Annotated in this window: 18 protein-coding genes; 8 read left to right on the top strand and 10 right to left on the bottom strand. The window is 69.2% G+C overall.

Annotation, left to right across the window (positions count from 1 at the left end):
• Positions 1–4: 4 nt before the first annotated feature.
• The 9 genes from AAD528_RS04520 to AAD528_RS04480 form a co-directional block, all read right to left on the bottom strand.
• Complete coding sequence (locus tag AAD528_RS04520; protein WP_345750863.1) at positions 5–1027, bottom strand: NADP-dependent oxidoreductase; 1023 nt, start codon at positions 1025–1027, stop codon at positions 5–7.
• A gap of 19 nt (positions 1028–1046) precedes the next feature.
• Complete coding sequence (locus AAD528_RS04515; RefSeq protein ID WP_345750862.1) at positions 1047–1691, bottom strand: alpha/beta hydrolase; 645 nt, start codon at positions 1689–1691, stop codon at positions 1047–1049.
• Complete coding sequence (locus tag AAD528_RS04510; protein ID WP_345750861.1) at positions 1688–2692, bottom strand: VOC family protein; 1005 nt, start codon at positions 2690–2692, stop codon at positions 1688–1690. Before AAD528_RS04510 ends, AAD528_RS04515 begins: the two co-directional genes overlap by 4 nt.
• A gap of 63 nt (positions 2693–2755) precedes the next feature.
• Positions 2756–4321, bottom strand: coding sequence for an FAD-binding oxidoreductase (locus AAD528_RS04505; RefSeq protein ID WP_345750860.1), 1566 nt, complete (start codon positions 4319–4321; stop codon positions 2756–2758).
• Between the two features lie 79 nt (positions 4322–4400).
• Positions 4401–5288 carry a hydroxyquinol 1,2-dioxygenase gene (locus AAD528_RS04500; RefSeq protein WP_345750859.1) on the bottom strand — a complete coding sequence of 296 codons (888 nt, stop codon included), beginning with the start codon at positions 5286–5288 and terminating at the stop codon, positions 4401–4403.
• A 40-nt stretch (positions 5289–5328) separates the two neighbouring features.
• On the bottom strand, positions 5329–6141 hold the full coding sequence (locus AAD528_RS04495; protein ID WP_345750858.1) for an SDR family oxidoreductase: 813 nt from the start codon (positions 6139–6141) through the stop codon (positions 5329–5331).
• Entirely contained in the window at positions 6138–7040 is a 903-nt protein-coding gene (locus AAD528_RS04490; protein WP_345750857.1) for an NAD(P)-dependent oxidoreductase, read from the bottom strand. The genes AAD528_RS04495 and AAD528_RS04490 overlap by 4 nt, the downstream gene beginning before the upstream one ends.
• Complete coding sequence (pcaC, locus tag AAD528_RS04485; protein WP_345750856.1) at positions 7033–7431, bottom strand: 4-carboxymuconolactone decarboxylase; 399 nt, start codon at positions 7429–7431, stop codon at positions 7033–7035. Before pcaC ends, AAD528_RS04490 begins: the two co-directional genes overlap by 8 nt.
• Positions 7421–8293 (bottom strand): N-acyl homoserine lactonase family protein, encoded by an 873-nt coding sequence (locus AAD528_RS04480; protein ID WP_345750855.1) that lies wholly within the window; start codon positions 8291–8293, stop codon positions 7421–7423. The genes pcaC and AAD528_RS04480 overlap by 11 nt, the downstream gene beginning before the upstream one ends.
• Before the next feature lie 257 nt (positions 8294–8550).
• Between AAD528_RS04480 and AAD528_RS04475 the strand changes: the two genes are divergently transcribed.
• Positions 8551–9255 (top strand): GntR family transcriptional regulator, encoded by a 705-nt coding sequence (locus AAD528_RS04475; RefSeq protein ID WP_345750854.1) that lies wholly within the window; start codon positions 8551–8553, stop codon positions 9253–9255.
• A gap of 27 nt (positions 9256–9282) precedes the next feature.
• Here the strand turns inward: AAD528_RS04475 and AAD528_RS04470 are convergent, their stop codons facing one another.
• Positions 9283–10347, bottom strand: a complete 1065-nt coding sequence (locus AAD528_RS04470; RefSeq protein ID WP_345750853.1) for a maleylacetate reductase — start codon at positions 10345–10347, stop codon at positions 9283–9285.
• Between the two features lie 141 nt (positions 10348–10488).
• On the opposite strand from AAD528_RS04470, the gene AAD528_RS04465 reads away from it, so the two are divergent.
• The 7 genes from AAD528_RS04465 to AAD528_RS04435 all read left to right on the top strand — a co-directional run bounded on the left by AAD528_RS04465 (position 10489) and on the right by AAD528_RS04435 (position 19510).
• Complete coding sequence (locus AAD528_RS04465; RefSeq protein WP_345750852.1) at positions 10489–11691, top strand: FAD-dependent oxidoreductase; 1203 nt, start codon at positions 10489–10491, stop codon at positions 11689–11691.
• Between the two features lie 14 nt (positions 11692–11705).
• Positions 11706–12857 (top strand): serine hydrolase domain-containing protein, encoded by a 1152-nt coding sequence (locus tag AAD528_RS04460; protein ID WP_345750851.1) that lies wholly within the window; start codon positions 11706–11708, stop codon positions 12855–12857.
• A gap of 22 nt (positions 12858–12879) precedes the next feature.
• Positions 12880–13884: an alpha/beta fold hydrolase gene (locus tag AAD528_RS04455; protein ID WP_345750850.1), complete on the top strand. Its 1005-nt coding sequence runs from the start codon at positions 12880–12882 to the stop codon at positions 13882–13884.
• A 151-nt stretch (positions 13885–14035) separates the two neighbouring features.
• Complete coding sequence (locus AAD528_RS04450; RefSeq protein WP_345750849.1) at positions 14036–15238, top strand: ABC transporter substrate-binding protein; 1203 nt, start codon at positions 14036–14038, stop codon at positions 15236–15238.
• A 71-nt stretch (positions 15239–15309) separates the two neighbouring features.
• Positions 15310–18039: an ABC transporter permease subunit gene (locus tag AAD528_RS04445; protein ID WP_345750848.1), complete on the top strand. Its 2730-nt coding sequence runs from the start codon at positions 15310–15312 to the stop codon at positions 18037–18039.
• Positions 18036–18737, top strand: a complete 702-nt coding sequence (locus AAD528_RS04440) for an ABC transporter ATP-binding protein (RefSeq protein ID WP_345750847.1) — start codon at positions 18036–18038, stop codon at positions 18735–18737. Before AAD528_RS04445 ends, AAD528_RS04440 begins: the two co-directional genes overlap by 4 nt.
• Complete coding sequence (locus AAD528_RS04435) at positions 18734–19510, top strand: SDR family NAD(P)-dependent oxidoreductase (protein ID WP_345750846.1); 777 nt, start codon at positions 18734–18736, stop codon at positions 19508–19510. Before AAD528_RS04440 ends, AAD528_RS04435 begins: the two co-directional genes overlap by 4 nt.
• The last annotated feature ends 4 nt before the right edge of the window (positions 19511–19514 follow it).

Raw genomic sequence — 19514 nt, 5'->3', positions numbered from 1 at the left:
TTCCTCAGCGTCCGCTTACGCGGACCATGAGCTTGCCGCGGTTGCGGCCGTCGAGGTTGCGCGAGACCGCCTCGGGTGCGCTCTGCAGGCCGTCGAGCATGTCGGCGCGTGCCGTCAGGGCCCCGCTGCGCCATAGATCGAGCAGAACACGGTCGAATTCGGCGTACCGGGCGGCGTAGTCGGGCACGACGTACCCCTGGATCCGCGCCCGGTGCCAGAGCAGCTGCGGCAGGTTCTTCACACCGTAGGCGTCGTCGGGATCGGCGAGATCGTACTGCGACATCGCCCCGCACAGCGCGATGCGGCATCCCACCGCCATCGTCGCGAGCACGGCGTCGAGGGTTGCGCCTCCGAGATTGTCGAAGTACACGTCGATGCCGTCTGGGCATTCCTCGCGCAGTCGCGCGGCGACATCGTCGCTGCGATGGTCGATCGCGGCATCCGCGCCGATGCTGCGCGCATAGGCGCACTTCTCCGCGCCGCCTGCGATCGCGACCACGCGGTGTCCCCGGGCGGCGGCGATCTGGACCGCCAGCGAACCGGTGGCGCCGGCTGCTCCCGAGACGACGACCACGTCGCCCGGACGCAGCGCCGCGATCTCCAGCAGCCCGATAGCGGCGGCACGGCCGATGTGCGAGAACACCGAGAGGAACGCCTCGTCCGGGATCGCGTCGTCGTCGTGTCGCTCCAGCAAGGCGGGATCGGCCGCTGCGTACTCAGACCACCCCCACAGTCCGGTGACGATGTCTCCTTCGCGGAAGCCGGGATGATCGGACACGTGGACGACGCCGAGCGCCGAGCCGATCATGACGTCCCCCACGCCGAACGGGATGAACTGCTTCGAGCGGTCGAGCGTGAGCCAGTTGCGGGTGGTGGGGTCGATCGAGAGCAGGATCGTGCGCACGAGCACGCCGCCGTCGGGCGCGGTCACCGGGCGCTCCTCCCAGCGCAGGCAGTCCGGCGAGTACTCGCCGAGTGCGGCGTGGTCGACGACCCACGCCCCGCTCGTCGGAGGAATGGTCGGCATGTGTGCTGTCCTCACAAGCTCAGGTCGTCGGCGCCGCGAGGTCTGCGAACAGCCGCGCAGTCGTCGCTTTGGCCTCGTCGGTGATGATGTGATCCGTGCCGGGGTCGATGCGCAGATCCACCTCGGCGCCCGCGTCGAGCAGGGCGCGGGCCGTCTCCTCGACGCGGCGCCGCGGAACCCACGGGTCGTCGGAGATCGAGCGCAGCACGATCCGGAGCCCGGCGAGCGCACTGGGGCCCGGCGCGGGCAGCGGGTCCTGGCCCACGAAGCCCCCGGTCCACAGCGCGGCGCCTGCCACGGAGGGGGCGCGGGTGAGGAGCAGGTGCGACAGCACGCATGCCCCCTGCGAGAAACCCCATAGTGCGATCCGCTCGGGGGGCAGCCCGACCTGGTGCAGCTCGGCGATGCACCGCTCCACGGCCGCGATCGCGCCTTCGAGCCCGGCTCGGTTGCCCTCGAGTGGTTGGAGGAACGGGTGCGGGTACCAGCTCTTCCCGGGCGCCACGGGCGCGATCACGTGCGCGTCGATGCCGAAGGAGGCCGCCTCCCGCAGGAATCCTGGATCCTGTCCGCGACCGTGCACGGCGACGATTCCGAGCGCCGCACGCTCCACCGGTGCGCCCCATCGGTGCACGGCGGCCCCCTCCGGCATCTCGCTGCTCACCCTTCGATGGGCTCGAGGGCGGCGAAGATCTCCTCGCGGCGGTCTTCGAACTGCTCGGGCAGCTGGAACTTGGTGCCAAGTTCGCGGGGGTCCTCGTCGCAGTCCCAGCCGCCTTCCGCGTGCGTGACGGCGAGTTCGAACAGGGCGCCGCCGGGGGTGCGGACGTAGACCGACTTGAAGTACTTGCGGTCTCGGAGCTCGGAGATGTCGGTGTAGCCCGCGCCGTCCAGCTCGAACTTCACGGCGTCCTGGTTCTCGAGGGTCTGCAGGTTCCAGGCGAAGTGGTGATAAGTGCCTGCACCGTAGCGCCAGGTGCCCTGCTCGTCCGTGCGGTTTCCCGTCAGCTCGATGTAGTTGCCGTGGGTGTCGTCGCCGATCTGGAATGCGGCGCGGTCGCCGTCCTCGACGATGTTGCCCTGGGAGAAGAAGCCCTCTTCGGCGAAGTCCACCATCCGCTCCGGGGTGTGGGCGTGGATGCCGACGCCGTGGATGCCGTGGATGGCGTACTCGGCGGGGATACCGTTGCCGGCGTAGCCCACGCGCGGGTCGTCGACGTTGGGGACGAAGGCGTACTCGATGCCCGAGGGGTGGTTGAACAGCAACCGGCGCTTGCCGAACACGTCGATGCTGTGCACCGCGACGCCGTGCTGGTCGAGGCGCTTGTGCCACCAGTCCAGCGATCCGTCGGGCACGGACAGCAGCACCTCCCTAGCCTGGTTGGTGCCGCGGGTGCCGTGGACGCCGAGCTGCGCCCAGGGGAACGTCGTCACGACCGACGACGGGTCGCCGTTGGCGTTGGAGTAGTACAGGTGGTAGATCGGTACGGCGCCGTCGAACAGGACGGTGCGCTTGATGAACCTCAGGCCGAGGATCTTGGTGTGGAAGTCGACGTCCTCCTGCGCATGGCCCACGGAGAGGGTGACGTGGTGGGAGCCGACGATGTGCTTCTTCACGGCGGGCCGGATGTTCGTCTCGGCCGTCGTGAGCTGGGTATCGGACATGAATGGATCTCCTTCGATCTCGTAGCGAGCACCGACGCGGACGCGCCGATGATGTGGCGCCGCTCAGCCGGCGGCGGCGTCGGACTGCTGCGGGCGGTACGACGACGGCCAGATGCCGTGACGGCCGGGGGAGAGGATGCCGTTCGGGTCGACCGCGTCCTTGATCGTCTCCGCGAAGCGGCGGTAGGCGCCGTCGTTCCAGCCGTAGACGGCCTGGGCCTCGTCCATGTAGTCGATGTGGGCGCGGTATTCGCCGTAGCCGAGTTCGCCCACCTCTTTGACCAGGCGGCGCACGACGCCGAAGGCGCGATCCGCTTGCTCCTTGTCGGTGACGTCGAACGGGATGCCGCCCACCACGCAGGCGGAGCGCTCGTTGAACGCCATGACCCCGCCGAGGAAGTTGAGGCCCGCCTCCTCGACCCGACGGCGCATCTCGTCGACGACGAAGCGCACCTCCTTGCCCTGCAGCGGCACGATGGGCGAGAAGCCGATGTGGCCCATGTTCGGAGGCGTCGCCTCGATGAGTTGCAGGGTGGGGATGCCGGCCTGGATCTGCTCCGAGCTGTTCGTCAGCGCGCCGTAGTCCTCGGGCGCGTACAGCGGCGAGTGCGTGACCTTCGCGCCCGGGATCGCCTCCCAGACCTCCTTGACGCGCTCGAGCTTGTACTCGACGATCTTCTTGCGTCCCCACAGCGCCGTACGGGTCGACCACCGACCGACGCCGGTGCGGTCGGCGATCTCCTGGATCTGCTCCTCGGTCATCAGCGCTGGGCCGTCGACGTCGGCGTCGATGAGCTGGGGCGCGGCGGTGAGCGTCGTATAGATGCTGGGGACGCCCTCGAGGATGCCCTCGAGCCGCAACTCGCGGATCGCGTCGACGCCCACTTCGAGATCGGCGTCTCTTGCGAGCGAGAGGCCGAGGGCCATGTAGCCCTCGGGCTTGCGCTTGAGCCAGACGCCCGCGCGCACGACGATGCCGTAGTTGGACTGGGCGAACAGCGGCTGGATGTCGGGGCCGAGGCCGCGGCGATACAGGTGCCAGGCCTTGTTGTCGGGGATCGCGCCCGCGCCAGTGCGGACGAGCGAGCCGTCGGCGAGCACGACCTCGAGGCCGCAGAGCAGCTGGAAGTCGGCCCCGTACGGCTGGTACGTCATGCCGTTGTCCATCGAGTTGCCGATGACGCTGCCCCAGCCGAGGTCGGGCACCGACAGCATCAGCGAGTGGCCACCGGCTTCAAGCGCCTCGTGCAGATCGAACCAGCGCACGCCCGGCTCGACGACGGCGTAGGCGAGCTCCTCGTTGATCTCCAGCACGCGGTTCATCTTCTTCAGGCTGATCTGCAGTGATCCGCGCACGCGCGGCGAGGGTCCGCCGTAGCCGTAGTTGCGTCCCTGTCCGTGCGGCCAGACCGGGATGCGGAACTCGTTCGCGATGCGCATCACGGCCTGCACCTCCTCGGTCGTGGTCGGCTCGACGACGGCCGAGGCGGTGAACGTGTCGTCACCGGGGATGTAGTACGGGTCCTTGAATTCGTCGACGGCCGCGGGCTCCGTGATGACCCGGTCAGGGGAGAGGGCGGACTCGAGGCGGTCGATGACCGTGTCGTTCAGGGTCGGGCGTTCGGCCATGGGGATGACTCCTTCGTCATGTCGCGTATCGCGGGGTGGGGTAGTGCGGGGTGTCGGGTGCGCGGATCTCGGATGTGCGTCAGGGTGCCGGGGGCAGGACGATGTCGAAGCGGACATGCGTCCATGCGATGTCCGGCGTGCGCCCGTCGGGCGCCGTCTCTCCGGCGGGGTGCCGGCGGAAGGTCTTGACGAGCGACTCTTTGACGCCGAAGACCGAGTCGTCCGCGAGTTGCGGGTCGCCCTCCACGAAGATGTGCGTCACGAGCCGGCGGTAACCGGGCGCGGTGACCATGAAGTGCAGGTGCGAGGCGCGCCACGGAGAGCGTCCTGTGGCCTTCAGCAGATCGCCCACCGGTCCGTCGTGGGGAATCGGGTAGGGGGTCGGCGTGACGCCCCAGAACCGGTATGTCCCGCTCTCGTCCGAGAAGAGGTGCGCCCGGCCCGCGGTGCGATCGTCGTCGTACTGCACGTCGTAGAAGCCGTCCTCGTCCGCCTCCCACACCTCGATGCGCGCACCGGGGATCGCCTCGCCCTCGAGATCTGTCACCGTGCCCTCGACCCAGCACGGCTCACCGGGCGCCCCCGAGGCGATGTTCCCGCCGAGCGGCACGAGCGGGGCGTCGTCGACGAAGAACGGACCGAACACGGTGGCCTCCGTCGCGGTGCCCTGCAGCGGCTGGTTGATGCCGACGGTGAGCATCGACAGACCGAGCACGTCGGAGAGCAGGATGAACTCCTGGCGCCGGTCGTCGGTGATATGTCCCACGCGTGTCAGGAAGGCGATCGCGGCGTCCCACTCCTCCTCGGTCAGACGCACGTCCCGCGCGAAGGCGTGCAGGTGCCGGACGAGCGAGAGGATGACCTCGCGCAGACGCGGGTCGGGCGCGTCGTCGAAGCTCGCGAGCACCTTCTCAGTGACGAGGGCTTCCGCGCGATCCTGCTCGGCGGACAGAACGTGGTCGACCATGACCACTCCTTTCGGTGACGGCAGAGGCCGTCGTGTGTGCTCAGTCGAGCGGGGGGTACTTCTCGAAGTCGGCGTGGATGCGCTCGTTGCGCGCGTCGACGATGGGCCACCACTCGGGATGCGTCGGCGCGTACAGGTCGTCATTGCGGATCGCCCGCGCGACGATGCGACCCGCGGTGCCCGGGTCGACCCAGCGCAGGTCGGCGGCGCTCTCGTCGGCCGTCAGGTCGACGTCGCGCAGCGCGCCGGCCTCGCTCGCCGGACGGGCCTTCAGGCTCTCTTTGATGTTCGTGCGCACGGGACCCGGCGGCAGGATCGTGACGTGCACGTTTGGGTGGTGCTCCGCCAGCTCGAGCGCGAGCGTCTCCGACAGGCCCTGCACGCCGAACTTCGCGGCAGAGTATGCCCCGAGCCCCGGCAGGGGATTGAAGATCGCCATGGACGCGGTGTTGACGATGTGTCCGCCGTGCTCGTTCGCGATGAGGTACGGCAGGAAGGTGTGGACCCCGTGGATCACGCCCCACAGGTTCACGTCGATCATCCAGCGCCAGTCGGCCAGCGTCAGGTCCTCGATCAGCGCCGTGGGCCCCACCCCGGCATTGTTGACGGCGATATCGATGCGTCCGAACCTGTCGATCGCCGCGGCGGCGAGCGCCGCGACGCTCGCGATGTCGGTGACGTCGGTGACGACGCCATAGGCGCCGATCTCATCCGCGGTGCGCCGCAGCGCCTCCGCGTTGATGTCGGCGATGACGACCTTCGCGCCCTCCTCGATTAGCTGCTCGGCGATCCCGCGACCGATTCCCGAGGCGCCGCCGGTGATCACGGCGACCCGTCCTGCGATGTCGGTCACGACCTGCCCTCCTGTGCCTTCTCCGCGGTCTCGCGCAGGAAGCGCGCGATCTCGGTGTGATCTGCTCCCGCCGGGAGCGCGTCGACGGCCCGCGACCACTCATCCACGAGCTGCTCTCCGAGCCGGGTCGGCGTGCCGACGGCGGCGGCGAGTCCGGTGGCGATTCGCGCGTCCTTGAGCATGAGCTGCGCCGCGAAGCCGGAGTCGTAGCTCTCGGTGAGGATGAACTTCGGCCACTTGACCTCGCTCGACCCGCTGCGTCCGCTCGACCCGTTCACGACGCGCAGCGTGGTCTCGGGATCGATGCCGAACCGCTCCGCGACAAGGACCGCCTCGCTCGTCGCCCACAGGTGCACGGCCGACAGCAGGTTGTTGAGCGCCTTCACGGCGTGGCCTGCGCCGGCGTCCCCGACGTGGATCACGGTGCCCAGCCGCTCCAGGAGCGGGCGCATCTCCTCGACTGTCTCGCCGGTTCCGCCGACCATCACGGTGAGCGCCGCGGTCTCGGCGCCTCGTACTCCGCCGGATACCGGCGCATCGATGAAGCGGATGCCGAGTTCGGCGAGGCGTCGCGCGTTGCGCTGCGTGTGCTCCGGCTCCGACGAGCTCATGTCGATCACGACGCTCGACGCCGCGAGCGCCCCCGACGCGGTCAGATCGTCGAGCACAGCGTCGACGATGCGGGAGTCCGGCAGGAGCAGCACGACGACATCCGCCCCGGCCGTTGCGGCGGCGGCCGTCTCCGCGGTCGTCCCCCCGCGCTTCTCGAAGCCCGCACGTGCATCGGCGCTCAGGTCGAAGCCCGTGACGGCGGTCCCGGCGGCGATCCACTGCGATCCGATCGGGCCACCCATGTTGCCGAGCCCGATGAGGGCGATGCGCGTCGAGGCGTCAGACATCGATGTCCATGTCCGTGAGGGTCTTCTCCGCGATGCGGAACGACTCCAGCGCCGCTGGCACCCCGACGTAGATCGCGGTCTGCAGGAACACCTCCTGGATCTCGGCGGGCGTGACCCCGTTGTTCACCGCGCCGCGCACGTGCACCGACAGCTCATGCCCGCGGTTGAGGGCCGTGAGCATCGCGAGGTTGATGAGGCTGCGCTCGCGGGGCGCGAGGCCCTCGCGCGTCCAGATCTCGCCCCAGCAGTACTGGGTCACGAGCTCCTGGATCGGCCGCGCGAACTCGCTCGAGTTCGCCAACGAGCGGTCCACATGCGCGTCGCCGAGCACCTCGCGGCGCTTGCGCTGGCCGGCCTCGAACACCTCTTCACGGGTGGTGTCAGTGGTCACGGGATACCTCTCCTTCGATGATCGACACGGGGCCGTTCCCGGTCGGAACGCCTCCGATGACGACGGCGTGGCGGTTCAGAGCTCCCTTGAGGGGAGGGAAGCGGGTGCTGATGGACGGATCGTGCCCGGTGATGACGTGGGCGATCTCGCCGCCGCTCGCGAGTGCGCGGATGCGACGGAACGTGTCGTGCGCGGAGACCAGGTCGCACATGTGCCGGAACGGCATGTCGCGCGCGAGTTCCTCGTCGAAGTGGACGGCATCCGAGGTGAGCAGCGCGACGCCGTCGCTCGTCTCTACCCGCACCATGAGCTCGCCCGGAGTGTGTCCGGGGCCGGCGATGAGCTCCACGCCGGGCGCGAGCGTCAGCTCGGAGTCGAGCAGACGCAGGCGCCCGGAAGCGTGCAGTTCGCGCAGGTGAGCGAGCTCGTCCGCCTCGACCAGTCCGCGGAACGAGGGGGCGTCCGCCGCGGGGCCGGCCCAGAACTCGTACTCCGCGCGTGCCATGTAGACGGCAGCGCGACGGAACCACGCGACGTTGCCGATGTGGTCGTAGTGGGCATGGGTGAGCACCAGATCGATCTCGGCGTCACGGTCCAGTCCCAGCCCGACCCAGGCCTCCGCGGGGGGCACCAGCACGTCGCGGCCGCGGCGCGTCGCGGCGTCGGCCCCGAATCCGGTGTCGACGACGATCGTCCGCTCCGGTCCGAGGATTACCCAGAAGTAGTAGGCGACGGTCTGGGCGGCATCCGGCTCGCCGAGATCGGCATAGTTCAGGAAGACATGCGAGCGTGTCGTGTGCCAGTCGCCGTGGCGAACCGCGATGACGGTGTTGTCACCGGCGTGCACGCTTCCTCGCGTCATGTCTCATCCTCGTCCGGCGGCCGCGTCGCTCACGCAACGCGCCGTAGATGACTGCTGTCTGACAAATGTATAGCCGACGAGCGTCGTGGGCAACTCGCAATGCGGGCATGAGCATGCTGCAGATGACGGGCCCGCCTCCGGCGTCTGTCACGGGTCTGAGCGATGTCCTACAATGACCTACCTGCTGACTGGCGGTCAGGGCTATATCCTCGGGTAGGGGCGCGGATCGGCCGGCCCATGCAGGACAGGTGGACACGATGAGCGATCTCCTCGGTGGACGACAGGTGCAGCGACATGCTCCGATCCGCGAACAGGTGGCGGACATCCTGCGGGATGCGATCGTAGACATGCGGCTCGAGCCTGGCCAGGTGCTGATCGAGCGCGAGCTGTGCGAGATGACCCAGGCGAGCCGTCCGTCGGTGCGCGAGGCGCTGCGCCAGCTCGAAGCGGAGGGGCTCGTCGAGTCCATGAACGGCAAGGGCACGGTGGTCGCGATCGCGAGTCCGGAACTCGCGGAGCATGTCTACGAGGTGCGCGCGGAACTCGAGGGTCTCGCTGCAGAGCTCTTCGCCCGCAGCGCGGACGACGCGCTGGTGGCGGAGTTCCGTCAGGCCGTCGAGGAGGTGCGCGGCGCCGCCGCGGACGGTAATCCCGATGCGGCGCGCGATGTGCTGCAGGCGAAGAACCGCGCCTACGAGGTGCTGTTCCGCGGTGCGAGCAACCCGATCCTCACCCAGATGGTCAACACCCTCCAGCGCAGAGTGACGCAGTTGCGCGCGCTCACCCTGGCCCAGCCTGGTCGACCCGCACAGAGTGTGCTGGAGATCGAGGCTATCCGCGACGCCATCGAGCGTCGCGATCCGCAGGCCGCGCGGGAGGCCGCGACCCACCACGTGCAGCAGGCGGCGCGCACTGTGCTCAGCGCACTCGGGCACACATCCAGTGTCGCCGGAGCTGCGTAGAGCCGAGACCGCGCGCGATTTACCGGATCAGCGCAGCGGCGGACGACCGTGCAGGGCTGCGGTGAGCACCCGCTCGAGATCGTCGGCGGTGACGGGCCGCGGGTTGCTGGCCGGAACGCTCGGCACGATGAGGCCGACCGACTCCGCGATCTGCGCAGCGGTGTAGCCGTATGTGCTGAGGGCGCGGGGAGCATCGACGGCGTCGTAGAGTCGCTCGAGTCCCTCGAGCGCGGTGGGAGCGTCGAGAGCCCGCGCGATGCGCGCGTCCGCTTCGGGCGCAGCGGTGGCGTTGAAGGCGAGCACGTGCGGCAGCACGGATGTGTGCGTCTGCGCATGGGGCAGATCGAAGCGGCCGCCCAGCACGTGACAGATCTTGTGGTGCAGGCCCGACCCGGTCGTCGCGAATGCGGCCGCCGACATGTACGCACCGTACAGGCACAGCTCCCTCGCATCGATGTCCGCCCGGCTGTTCACGAGAACGGGGAGGCTCGCCGCGAGAGCGCGGATGCCCTCCTCTGCGAACGTGCGCGCGATCGGGTCGGTCTTCGGCGCCCACATCGCGTCGACGCCGTGCGCGAGCGCGTTCATCCCGCTCGAGACGGTGAGCTCAAGCGGCAGGCTGAGCGTGAACTCGGCGTCGTAGATCACCATGCGGGGCAGCACGCGATCGTCGACTCCCGTGGTCTTGATGCCAGCGGTTGTCTGGCCCCACACACTGGTCGCTTCGGAGCCGGCGTAGGTCGTCGGCACGGCGATGATCGGGATCCCCGTCTCGCGCGCGACGAACTTGGCCAGTCCCACCGCGGATCCGCCGCCGAAAGCGACGATCAGATCGACGCGGCGCGCGATCGCGGCCGCCGTCGCCTCGGTGCCCCGTTCCACGGGAACGTGGGGAGTGACGCCCGTGTCGATGAGTGCGAGCGGCACGCCGCTCGCAACATCGCGCGCTCGGGCCTCGTCGCGCACGCTGGCGATGAGCATGACGCGCTCGGCTCCCATGCCCGCCACCTCATGGCTCAACGCCTCGCGGGCTCCGCCGGTGCGAAACACGATGCGCTGCGGAGACGTGTGATGATCGAACGCGAGAGGCATGGGCGAGTCCGTTTCTTCGGCGAATCCAGGCGCTCAATGCGCACCTGTCATTCAGGTTGGCAGGAAGCTGTCTGACAGGCTATCGTCTCCTCCATCAGGCGCGATCGGTTTCGCGCCCATGCGAGACCTCAAGGAGGAGGAATGGCGAGCGATTCCGTCATCGTCGTCGGAGCCGGCCCCGTCGGCGTCACTGCTGCGCTGGCGCTTGCGAGGCGCGGCCTGAACGTCACCGTGCTCGACGCCGAAGCCGAACCGAACATGTCGCCACGCGCGATCGTGTACCTGCACCCGCTGCTGCCCGATCTCGATCGACTCGGGGTGCTCGACGACATGCGCACCAAGGGACACCTCGATCACGAGGGCTTCAACATGCACCTCGTCGCGCTCGGCGAGGTGCTCTCCGCGCCGAACACCGACATCGAGGATCTCTCGCCGACCCCCTTCAACATCCACATGGGGCAGGGGGAGTTCACGACGATCGTGCTCGATCACCTGGCTCGTCTCGACAACGTCGAGGTGCTCTGGGGGACTCGGCTCACGGACCTGACCCAGGATGACGAAGGTGTCACCGCCACGATTGACACGCGCGACGGCGGCCGCGAGTTGCACGCCGCCTGGTTGGTCGGTGCGGACGGCGGGCGCAGCGCGACGCGCGAGCTCATCGGCGCGAAGCTCGAGGGGACGACGTGGGGCGAGCGCTTCGTGGCCACCAATGTGCGCTTCGACTTCCGCAGCCTCGGATTCTTCAGCTCCAATCTCTTCGTCCATCCCACCCACGCGGCGGTCATCGCGCAGATTGACGGCACCGGACTGTGGCGGTGCACCTTCCAGGAAGACGAGTCGCTGCCCGAGGAGACCGTCGAGGAGCGCATCCATCAGTACTTCCGGGGCCTCCTCGGCGCGGACGCCTCGTACGATCTCGTCGCCTACCGTCCGTACAAGATGCACCAGCGGCTCGCGACGACGCTGCGTGCGGGGCGCGTGCTGCTGGCGGGCGACGCGGCGCACCTCACGAACCCGACGGGCGGGCTGGGGCTTACCACTGGCCTGTACGACGTGCTCGCGCTCGAGGAGGTGCTGCCCGCCGTCGCATTCGGCGAGGCCGAAGAGTCGGCGCTCGACCGGTATGCCGCGGACCGCTCCCGGGTGTTCTCCGAGATCTCGTCGCCGCAGGCATCGCACCTCAAGCGCATCGTGTACGGCGGACTCGGAGCCGATGAGCTCCGCGAACTCACCCAGCCGATGCGCGAGATGACGTCGACACGCGAGGGGCGTCGCACGATGCTGATGGGACTCGACGGCGTGCGCAGCCCGTCGCTGCTCGCCACCTCCGCGACAGCGTGAACAGGAAGGACATGATGACAGGCAAGGCATTCGCACAGGACCGGCTCGACCTGCTTCGCGGCGTCGTCGAGGATGACATCGCGCAGCGCAAGTACTGGGGCACCGCGATCACCATCACCCAGCACGGCCGGACCGTGCTGGACTTCGCCACCGGCCACGTGGACGAGGCGCAGACGACGCCGCTCGCGACCGACACGGTCTTCTCGATCTTCTCGGTGACGAAGGCGTTCATCAACGTCCTCATCCTCCGGGCGGTGGAGCTCGGCCGGCTCGCTCTGACGACGCGGGTCTCAGAGATCATTCCCGAGTTCAGCGGCGCGCCCCGTGATCGGGCGACGATCTACCACTTCCTGACGCACACGAACGGGCTGCCGGGAGTCTGGGAGCCCAGGCCGGGTCTGTACTTCGACGACCTCACGGAGATCGTGGAGGCCGTGATCGAGAACATCCACGGAGCGAGCGAGCCGGGCACCCGCTGTGACTACGCGCCGATGGCCAATCATGCGCTGCTCGGCGAGGTGCTGCGCCGCATCGACCCCGCCAAGCGCTCGATCAACGACATCCTCGAACAGGATCTGTTCATCCCGCTCGGCATGGACGACACGCGTCTCGGAATCCGTCCCCACATGCGTGATCGACACGCGTTCCCGGACTTCCGCGGAATCGTGCCGATCAAGGAGCTCTCACGCAACCACCCCGGCGATCACGGGATCTTCGGCGCCGAGACGCAGGAAGCCGTGTGGATGGGGTCGGCGTCGACCACGCGCGATCTCACCCGGTTCGCCGACATGCTGCGCCGCGGCGGCGAACTCGACGGGGTGCGGATCCTGTCGCCGGTCATGGTCGCGCTGGCGCGACGCAATCACACCGGCACTCTGCCCAACGAGCTCTACAAGACGGTCGCACTCCGTGCCGGCCGCGAGGCGCCGCCGGCGTACATCGGCCTCGGGTTCAGCGTGCGTGGCGACGCGCTCGTCACGCACCAGTTCGGCACGCTGACCAGCCCGGAGACGTTCGGCAACTACGGCGCCGGCAGCACCGTGTACTGGATCGACCCCGAGCTCGACGCCACGTTCGTCGGACTCTCGACGGGCCTGCTCGCCCAAGCCCCTAACATCGACCGCTTTCAGCGCCTGTCGGACATCGTCGTCGGCGCGCTGTCCTGACGCCCACCCGAAGGGAACCCCCGTGTCGTCTCCGACCCCGCCTCCTCACCTCTCCGACGCGGCAGCGCTCACGCTGCGGCGCGGCCACCTCTGGATCGCGGGATCGCCCCAGCCCACTCCAGCTGGGCACGTGCAGAAGGGGCAGATGTACGTCGAGTGGCTCGCGCCCGAACGCGTCACCCGTCCGTTCCCGCTCGTGCTCGTACACGGCGGCGGCGGCCAGGGCACGGACTGGCTCGTCACGCCCGACGGGCGGCCCGGCTGGGCGTACCGCTTCGCAAGCGAAGGCTACGCGGTGTACGTCGTGGACCGTCCCGGGCACGGGCGTTCGCCCTACCATCCCGACACACTCGGAGCTCCGGGCGGCGCAACCACCAGTGAGGCAGCAGCGTTCCTCTTCGCCTCGCCCCAGGACGACAGCCATACTCAATGGCCGTGGGACGGCGAGGCCGGGAGTGCCGAGCTCGAGCAGCTGGCGGCGAGCATGGCCTTCCTGCTCGAGGATGCCGAGCAGAGCCAGCGGCTCGACGGCGAGCGCCTCGGCGCGCTGCTCGAACGCACGGGCCCGGCCGTGCTCATCACGCATTCGGCTGGCGCACCCGCGGGGTGGCTGGCGCTGAACGCCCACCCGGAGCTCGTGAACGGGATCGTCGCGATCGAGCCGATGGGACCGCCGTACTTCGACGTGCCGGGATTCCCCGCGTTGCCGTGGGGGATCACGGCGACGCCGCTCGCCGTCGACCCGCCCGTGCGCGAGGTGTCGGAGCTCGCGCAGGGCCTCGAGGGTCATCGCGTCGTCGGGTTCGACACAGCCCCGGTGCTCATCGTCGCCGGAGCCGTGTCCGCGTTCGGGCAGGGGGCGGGCCCCGCCGTCGCCGCATTCGTGAACGAGGCAGGCGGAGACGCGACCTTCCTCTCGCTTGCAGATGAGGACATCGACGGGAACGGGCACGGCCTCATGTTCGAGGCCAACAGCGAGCGCACGATCGAGCCCGTTCTCACCTGGCTGGAGCGGATCGGCCGCTGATCAGGACGACCGCGAAGACCGGGTCGGAGCGTCACGACAGCAGTGGCATTGTCAGCGATTGTGCTGTCTGACAGTTACATGTAAGGTCTGTGACACCCAGCAAGCGGTGATGTGGCCGCTGTGAAATGCACCAACGAGCAAGGAGGCTCTTGTGAGCAGGAAGTGGTACGCACCGGCGGCTCTGGCGGCAGCCGCCGTGGTAGCCCTCAGCGGCTGCGCCGAAACCGGCGGCGGGGGGGAGGGCGCCGCGGGCGCCGACGGCGAGAGCGTGAAGATCATGGTGTTCGGATCGTTCACGCAGCCCCCCTTCCCCCTCGCCCAGATCAAGACCGCCGCCGAGGCGGCAGTACAGCGGATCAACGACGAGGGCGGCATCGGCGGGAAGACCCCGATCGAGTTGGTCTCGTGCGACGACGAGATGAGCGCCAACGGCGCCACCGCTTGCGGACGTCAGGCCGCGCAAGAGGATGTCGCCGCGGTCGTCGGCGCGTTCACCCTGTTTGGCGACTCCATCGTCCCGCTGCTCGAGGCCGCTGACATTCCCTACATCGGGAACGCCGCGATCAGCGAGTTGGAATCGACCAGTGAGATCTCGTTCCCCGTCATGACGGCGGGCGGGCCGAACTTTGCGGGCGCCGTCTCTCTGCAGCAGCAGGGATGCGAGAGCTTCGTGATCGCCGCGAACGAGTCAGCCACCGCGCAGGCGGCATACGACTCGTTCGGCGTCCCGTCCGCCGAAGCCATCGGGCTGCCTACGGGCTACGTGCCCTATCCGGCGAACACCACCGACTTCTCGAGCGTCGCGGCGCGCATCGCCGACCAGACGAACTGCGTGATCTACGGCGGCGGGCCGCAGGACTCGGCCGCGCTCATCACGGCCCTCGACCAGACCGGTGAGGACTTCATCCACGTCGCCCTCAGCACGATCGCCTTCCCAGAGTCGTCGCTCGCGCAGTTCGGCGAGGCGGCGGACGGCATCCAAGTGCTCTCGCCGTTCGAGTTCCCGTCCACCGGGGGCGAGGCGATCACCCAGGCCGTCGAGGACATGAAGGCTGTGGATCCGGATGTGGTCATCGACGAGACCGCGGTGAACGCGTACGCCGCCGTGCTCATCTTCGCCCAGGCTGCGGAAGCGCTGGACGGCGACATCACCGGTGCGGCGCTGCTCGAGCTGCTCAACACCCCGGGCACGACGATCGACACCGGCCTGTTCGCTCCGACCGACTTCGCCGCTGACGCCGGGTTCTTCCCGCCGATTCCGCGCGCGGTCGGCAGTGTGTACCAGCCCTACGTCGCCGAGAACGGCGTCTACGTGCCCAACGGCGATCCGCTCGAGCTCGCCGGCACCTTCTAGGCCGATGACGGCGCACCGGGGAGGGGCGGGAACGCCCCTCCCCGGACAATCTCTCGAAAGCGAGTTCCAAGTTGATCGACATCCTCCGCTTCACCATCACCGGCGCGGCGGCCGGCGCGATCCTGGCGCTCCTGGGCCTGGGCGTGAACGTGATCTTCCGCGCGTCGCGGGTGATCAACTTCTCGCACGCGGCCATCGCGCTGACTGCGGCCTACGCCTACAAGGAGTTCCTCGCGATCCTGCCGACTCCCCTCGCGCTGCTCCTGGCTCTCGTCGTCGGCATCGCCATCGGCGCTCTCGTCGACTTGCTCGTCATGCGGCCGCTCCGCGCCGCGAGCGCATTGACGAAGGCGATGGCGACCATCGGCGTGCTGCTGACGCTGCAGTCGATTCTGAATATTCGCTACGGTCACAACCCGATCATCGTGCCGTCGCTGCTGCCGACGTCGCTCGTCCAGATCGCGGGGATCCCCGTCGGCCTCGACCGGCTCCTCATCCTCGTCACCGGCATCGTGATGACGGCCGTGCTCTGGGCCGTCTACCGCTTCACCTCGTTCGGCATCGCATCCACGGCACTGTCGGTCAACGAGCGCACGCTCGCGGCACTCGGCAAGTGGGAGCCGCGTCGGGTCAGCCTGCTGAACTGGGTCATCGCGGGAGGCCTCGCCGCCCTCGCCGGCGTCCTGCTCGCGCCGATCACCTCGCTCAGCCCGACACTGTCGCTGATGCTGATCGTTCCGATCCTCTCGGCCGCGCTGCTGGGCAACCTCAACGCCTTCTGGCTCACCCTGCTCGGCGGCGTGCTGATCGGCATCGCGCAGGCGCAGATCTCGCGCTTCGCCACGATCCCCGGGCTGACCGAGGCCGTGCCGTTCCTCGTGATCGTGATCCTGCTCGCCGTGCGCGGCAGCTCGCTGCCCCAGCGCGGCGAATCCGCCGACACCCTGCCCCAGATCGGCTCCGGACGGATCCCCTGGTGGCCCGTGGGCATCGCGACCGGCATCACGCTGATCCTGGTGATCTGGGTGCTCCCCGAGGCCTGGGTCGCCGCGGTCACGACCGGACTCGTCGCCGCCATCGTGCTGCTCTCCCTCGTGGTGGTCACCGGCTACGCGGGCCAGCTGTCGCTCGCGTCCTTCGGGCTCGCGGGCGTCGCCGCCCTCGTGTCAGCGCAGCTCGTGGCGAGCCTCGGCTGGTCGTTCCTGCCTGCTGCGATCGTCGGCGTGCTCGCCACGGCCCCCGTCGGTGTGCTGGTCGGCCTGCCCGCCGTGCGGACCCGCGGTACGGCGCTCGCAGTCGTCACGCTCGGTCTGGCCGTGGCCCTGCAGGCGCTGGTGTTCGACAACGGCGCGATCACCAACGGGATCTCCGGCCTGAACGTCGGCAACCCGACGATCTTCGGGCTCGACATCAGTGCGATCTTCTTCCCGCGGCGCTACGCGGTCTTCACCATCATCGTGTTCGTGCTGACCGCGCTCGCGGTGCTGAACCTGCGGCGTTCTGCCGTCGGACGGCGCCTCGTTGCGGTGCGCGGAAACGAGCGGGCGGCCGCGTCGATCGGCATCAGCGTGCCCCGCACGAAGCTCTACGCCTTCGTGGTGTCGGGCATGATCGCCGGCATCGGCGGCGTGCTGATCGCCTTCACGAATCTGGTGGTCGCGCTCGGCAACCCCGGCGGACGCTTCGATCCGTCGTACTCGATCACCGCGATCGCACAGAGCACCGTGGGCGGCGTCGGCTACGTCGGCGGAGCCATCGCCGGCACCGCCATGGAGCCGGGCGCAGTGGTGCATCAGGTGATGAGCTTCATCACCCAGGGCAGCTGGTTCAACCTCATCGGCGGCCTGCTGCTGCTGGTGACGGTGGTCACCGCGCCCAGCGGCATCGCCGCCAACCTGCAGCGCGACTTCTCGCGGATATGGCGGCGCATCCGTCGGTTCGAGCGACCGGCGTCGCCGATCGATCTGGGCGAGGTCGCCGCGGATCGCGTGGAGCCCGCGACCCTGCGGGTGCGCAGGTTGAACGTCGCTTTTGGCGGCAACCGCGTGCTGCACGACGTCGATGTGGACGTCAAGGCGGGCGAGGTGCTCGGGGTGATCGGGCCGAACGGGGCGGGCAAGACGACGCTCGTCGACGCGATCACCGGATACAACCGCCCCGAGTCGTGCGAGATCCTGCTCGACGACCGCGAACTGAAGACGCTGACGCCGGCCGCGCGTGCGCGCGCTGGAGTCGGCCGCTCGTTCCAGGCGCTGGAGCTGTTCGAGGACCTGTCGGTGCTCGACAACCTGCTGGTCGCGTCCGAGCGCAACCGCTGGTACGAGACGGCGATCGCCGGCATCCTGCCGGGCAGGCCGCGTCTGACGGCGGCCGCCCGCGCCGCGGTGAAGACATTCGGCCTCGAACCCCGGTTGCGCGACGCCCCGGGAGACCTCTCCTACGGGGAGCGGCGCCTGCTCGCGATCGCGCGGGCTCTGGCATCCCGCCCGCGTGTGCTGCTGCTCGACGAGCCCGCGGCGGGATTGGGCTCGGAAGAACGCGGCGAGTTGCGGCAGCTCGTGCGATCGCTGGCGAAGGACTGGGGAATCGCGGTGCTCATCATCGAACACGATGTCGAGCTCGTCATGGGCGTCTCCGACACGATCGTGGCGATGGACTTCGGGCGCATCATCGCCCGCGGCACGCCGCAGGAGGTGCGCAACGATCCCGCAGTGATCGCGGCCTACCTCGGGGCTAACGATGACGACTCCGCGGACACGAAAGACGGCGCGGAACTGGTGCAGGAAGGACGATCGGCATGACGGTAGCGAGTGACGAGGTGCTGTTGCGCGCGACAGGACTGGACGCGGGGTATCACGGGCAGCCGATTGTGCGTGGACTGGATCTCGAGCTGCGTGCGGGGGAGATGGTCGGGCTGTTCGGCGCCAACGGCACCGGCAAGACCACCTCACTGATGACGCTGGCCGGGGTGCAACGGCCGCTCGCGGGTTCCATCATGCTGGGCGGCGCGCCGCATCCGGGTTCGCTCTACAAGGCGGCCCGCGTGGGACTCGCACTGCTCACCGACGACCGCGGCATCTTCGCGCCGCTGACGGTGCGCGACAACCTGCGGCTGGGGCAGGGACGCGTGGACGACGCCCTCGCGCACTTCCCCGAGCTGCGCGACCACCTCGACCGGCGCGCGGGTCTGCTCTCCGGCGGACAGCAGCAGATGCTCGCGGTGGCGCGGATCCTCGCGTCGCGTCCGAAGGTCGTGCTCGCCGACGAGCTCTCGCTCGGGCTCGCACCGCTGATCGTGCGGCGTCTCCTGTCGGCGCTGCGCGCCGCGGCGGACGAGGGGGCGACCGTGCTCATCGTCGAGCAGCACGTGCCCGTGGCGCTCGCGATGGTGGACCGGGCGGTCGTGCTCGCACGCGGTCGCGTCGCACTCGAGCAGGACGCGGCTTCACTGCGCGCGACCCCCGAGGCGATCACCGACCTCTACCTGGCCGCGGCATGAGCGAGAGGTCGCGCAGGAGCCGTTTCGACGGGCGCGTGGTCCTGGTCACCGGCGCCGCCGGAGGCATCGGACTGGCGACCGCGCGGGCTTTCGCGGGCGAGGGGGCCAGCGTCGTGCTGGCGGACCGCGATCGGGAGCGCGTTTTCGCAGCGTCCGAGGGGATCCGCGATCACGGCGGCGAGGCGACAGCGGCCACGGTCGACGTCACCGATCCGGATTCTGTCGGCGACATGGTCACGGCAGCTGTCGACGCGTACGGTGGGCTGCACATCGCGGTGAACAACGCCGGCATCCCGTCGGCGATCGGGGGCGCCTTCGAGGACATCGACGTCGACGACTGGCGTCAGTTGATCGACACCAACCTCACCGGCACCTTCCTGTGCATGCGCGCCGAAGTACCGGCGCTGCGGGCCGCCGGCGGTACCGCGATCGTGAACACCGCCTCGATCCAGTCTCTCGTCGCCGCCCCGGGCATGCCCGCCTACATCGCGAGCAAGCACGGCGTCGCCGGCCTGACGAAGGCGGCGGCGCTCGACCTGATCGCGTCGGGGATCCGGGTCAACGCCGTCGCCCCCGGCTTCATCGAGACGCCGATGCTCACGCCGGTCATCGCTGATCCCGGCATCCGGTCGTCCCTGGAATCCACGGCGCCGATCGGTCGCATCGGATCCCCGGACGAGGTCGCTCAGGCGATCCTGTTCCTCGCATCCGACGCCGCGGCATACATCGTGGGCACACTTCTGAGCGTCGACGGCGGCCTCGCCGTCCTCTGAAAGG

It is taken from the genome of Microbacterium rhizophilum, from assembly GCF_039605615.1.
Taxonomy (GTDB): domain Bacteria; phylum Actinomycetota; class Actinomycetes; order Actinomycetales; family Microbacteriaceae; genus Microbacterium; species Microbacterium rhizophilus.
This window is presented reverse-complemented; position numbering and strand designations above follow the sequence as displayed.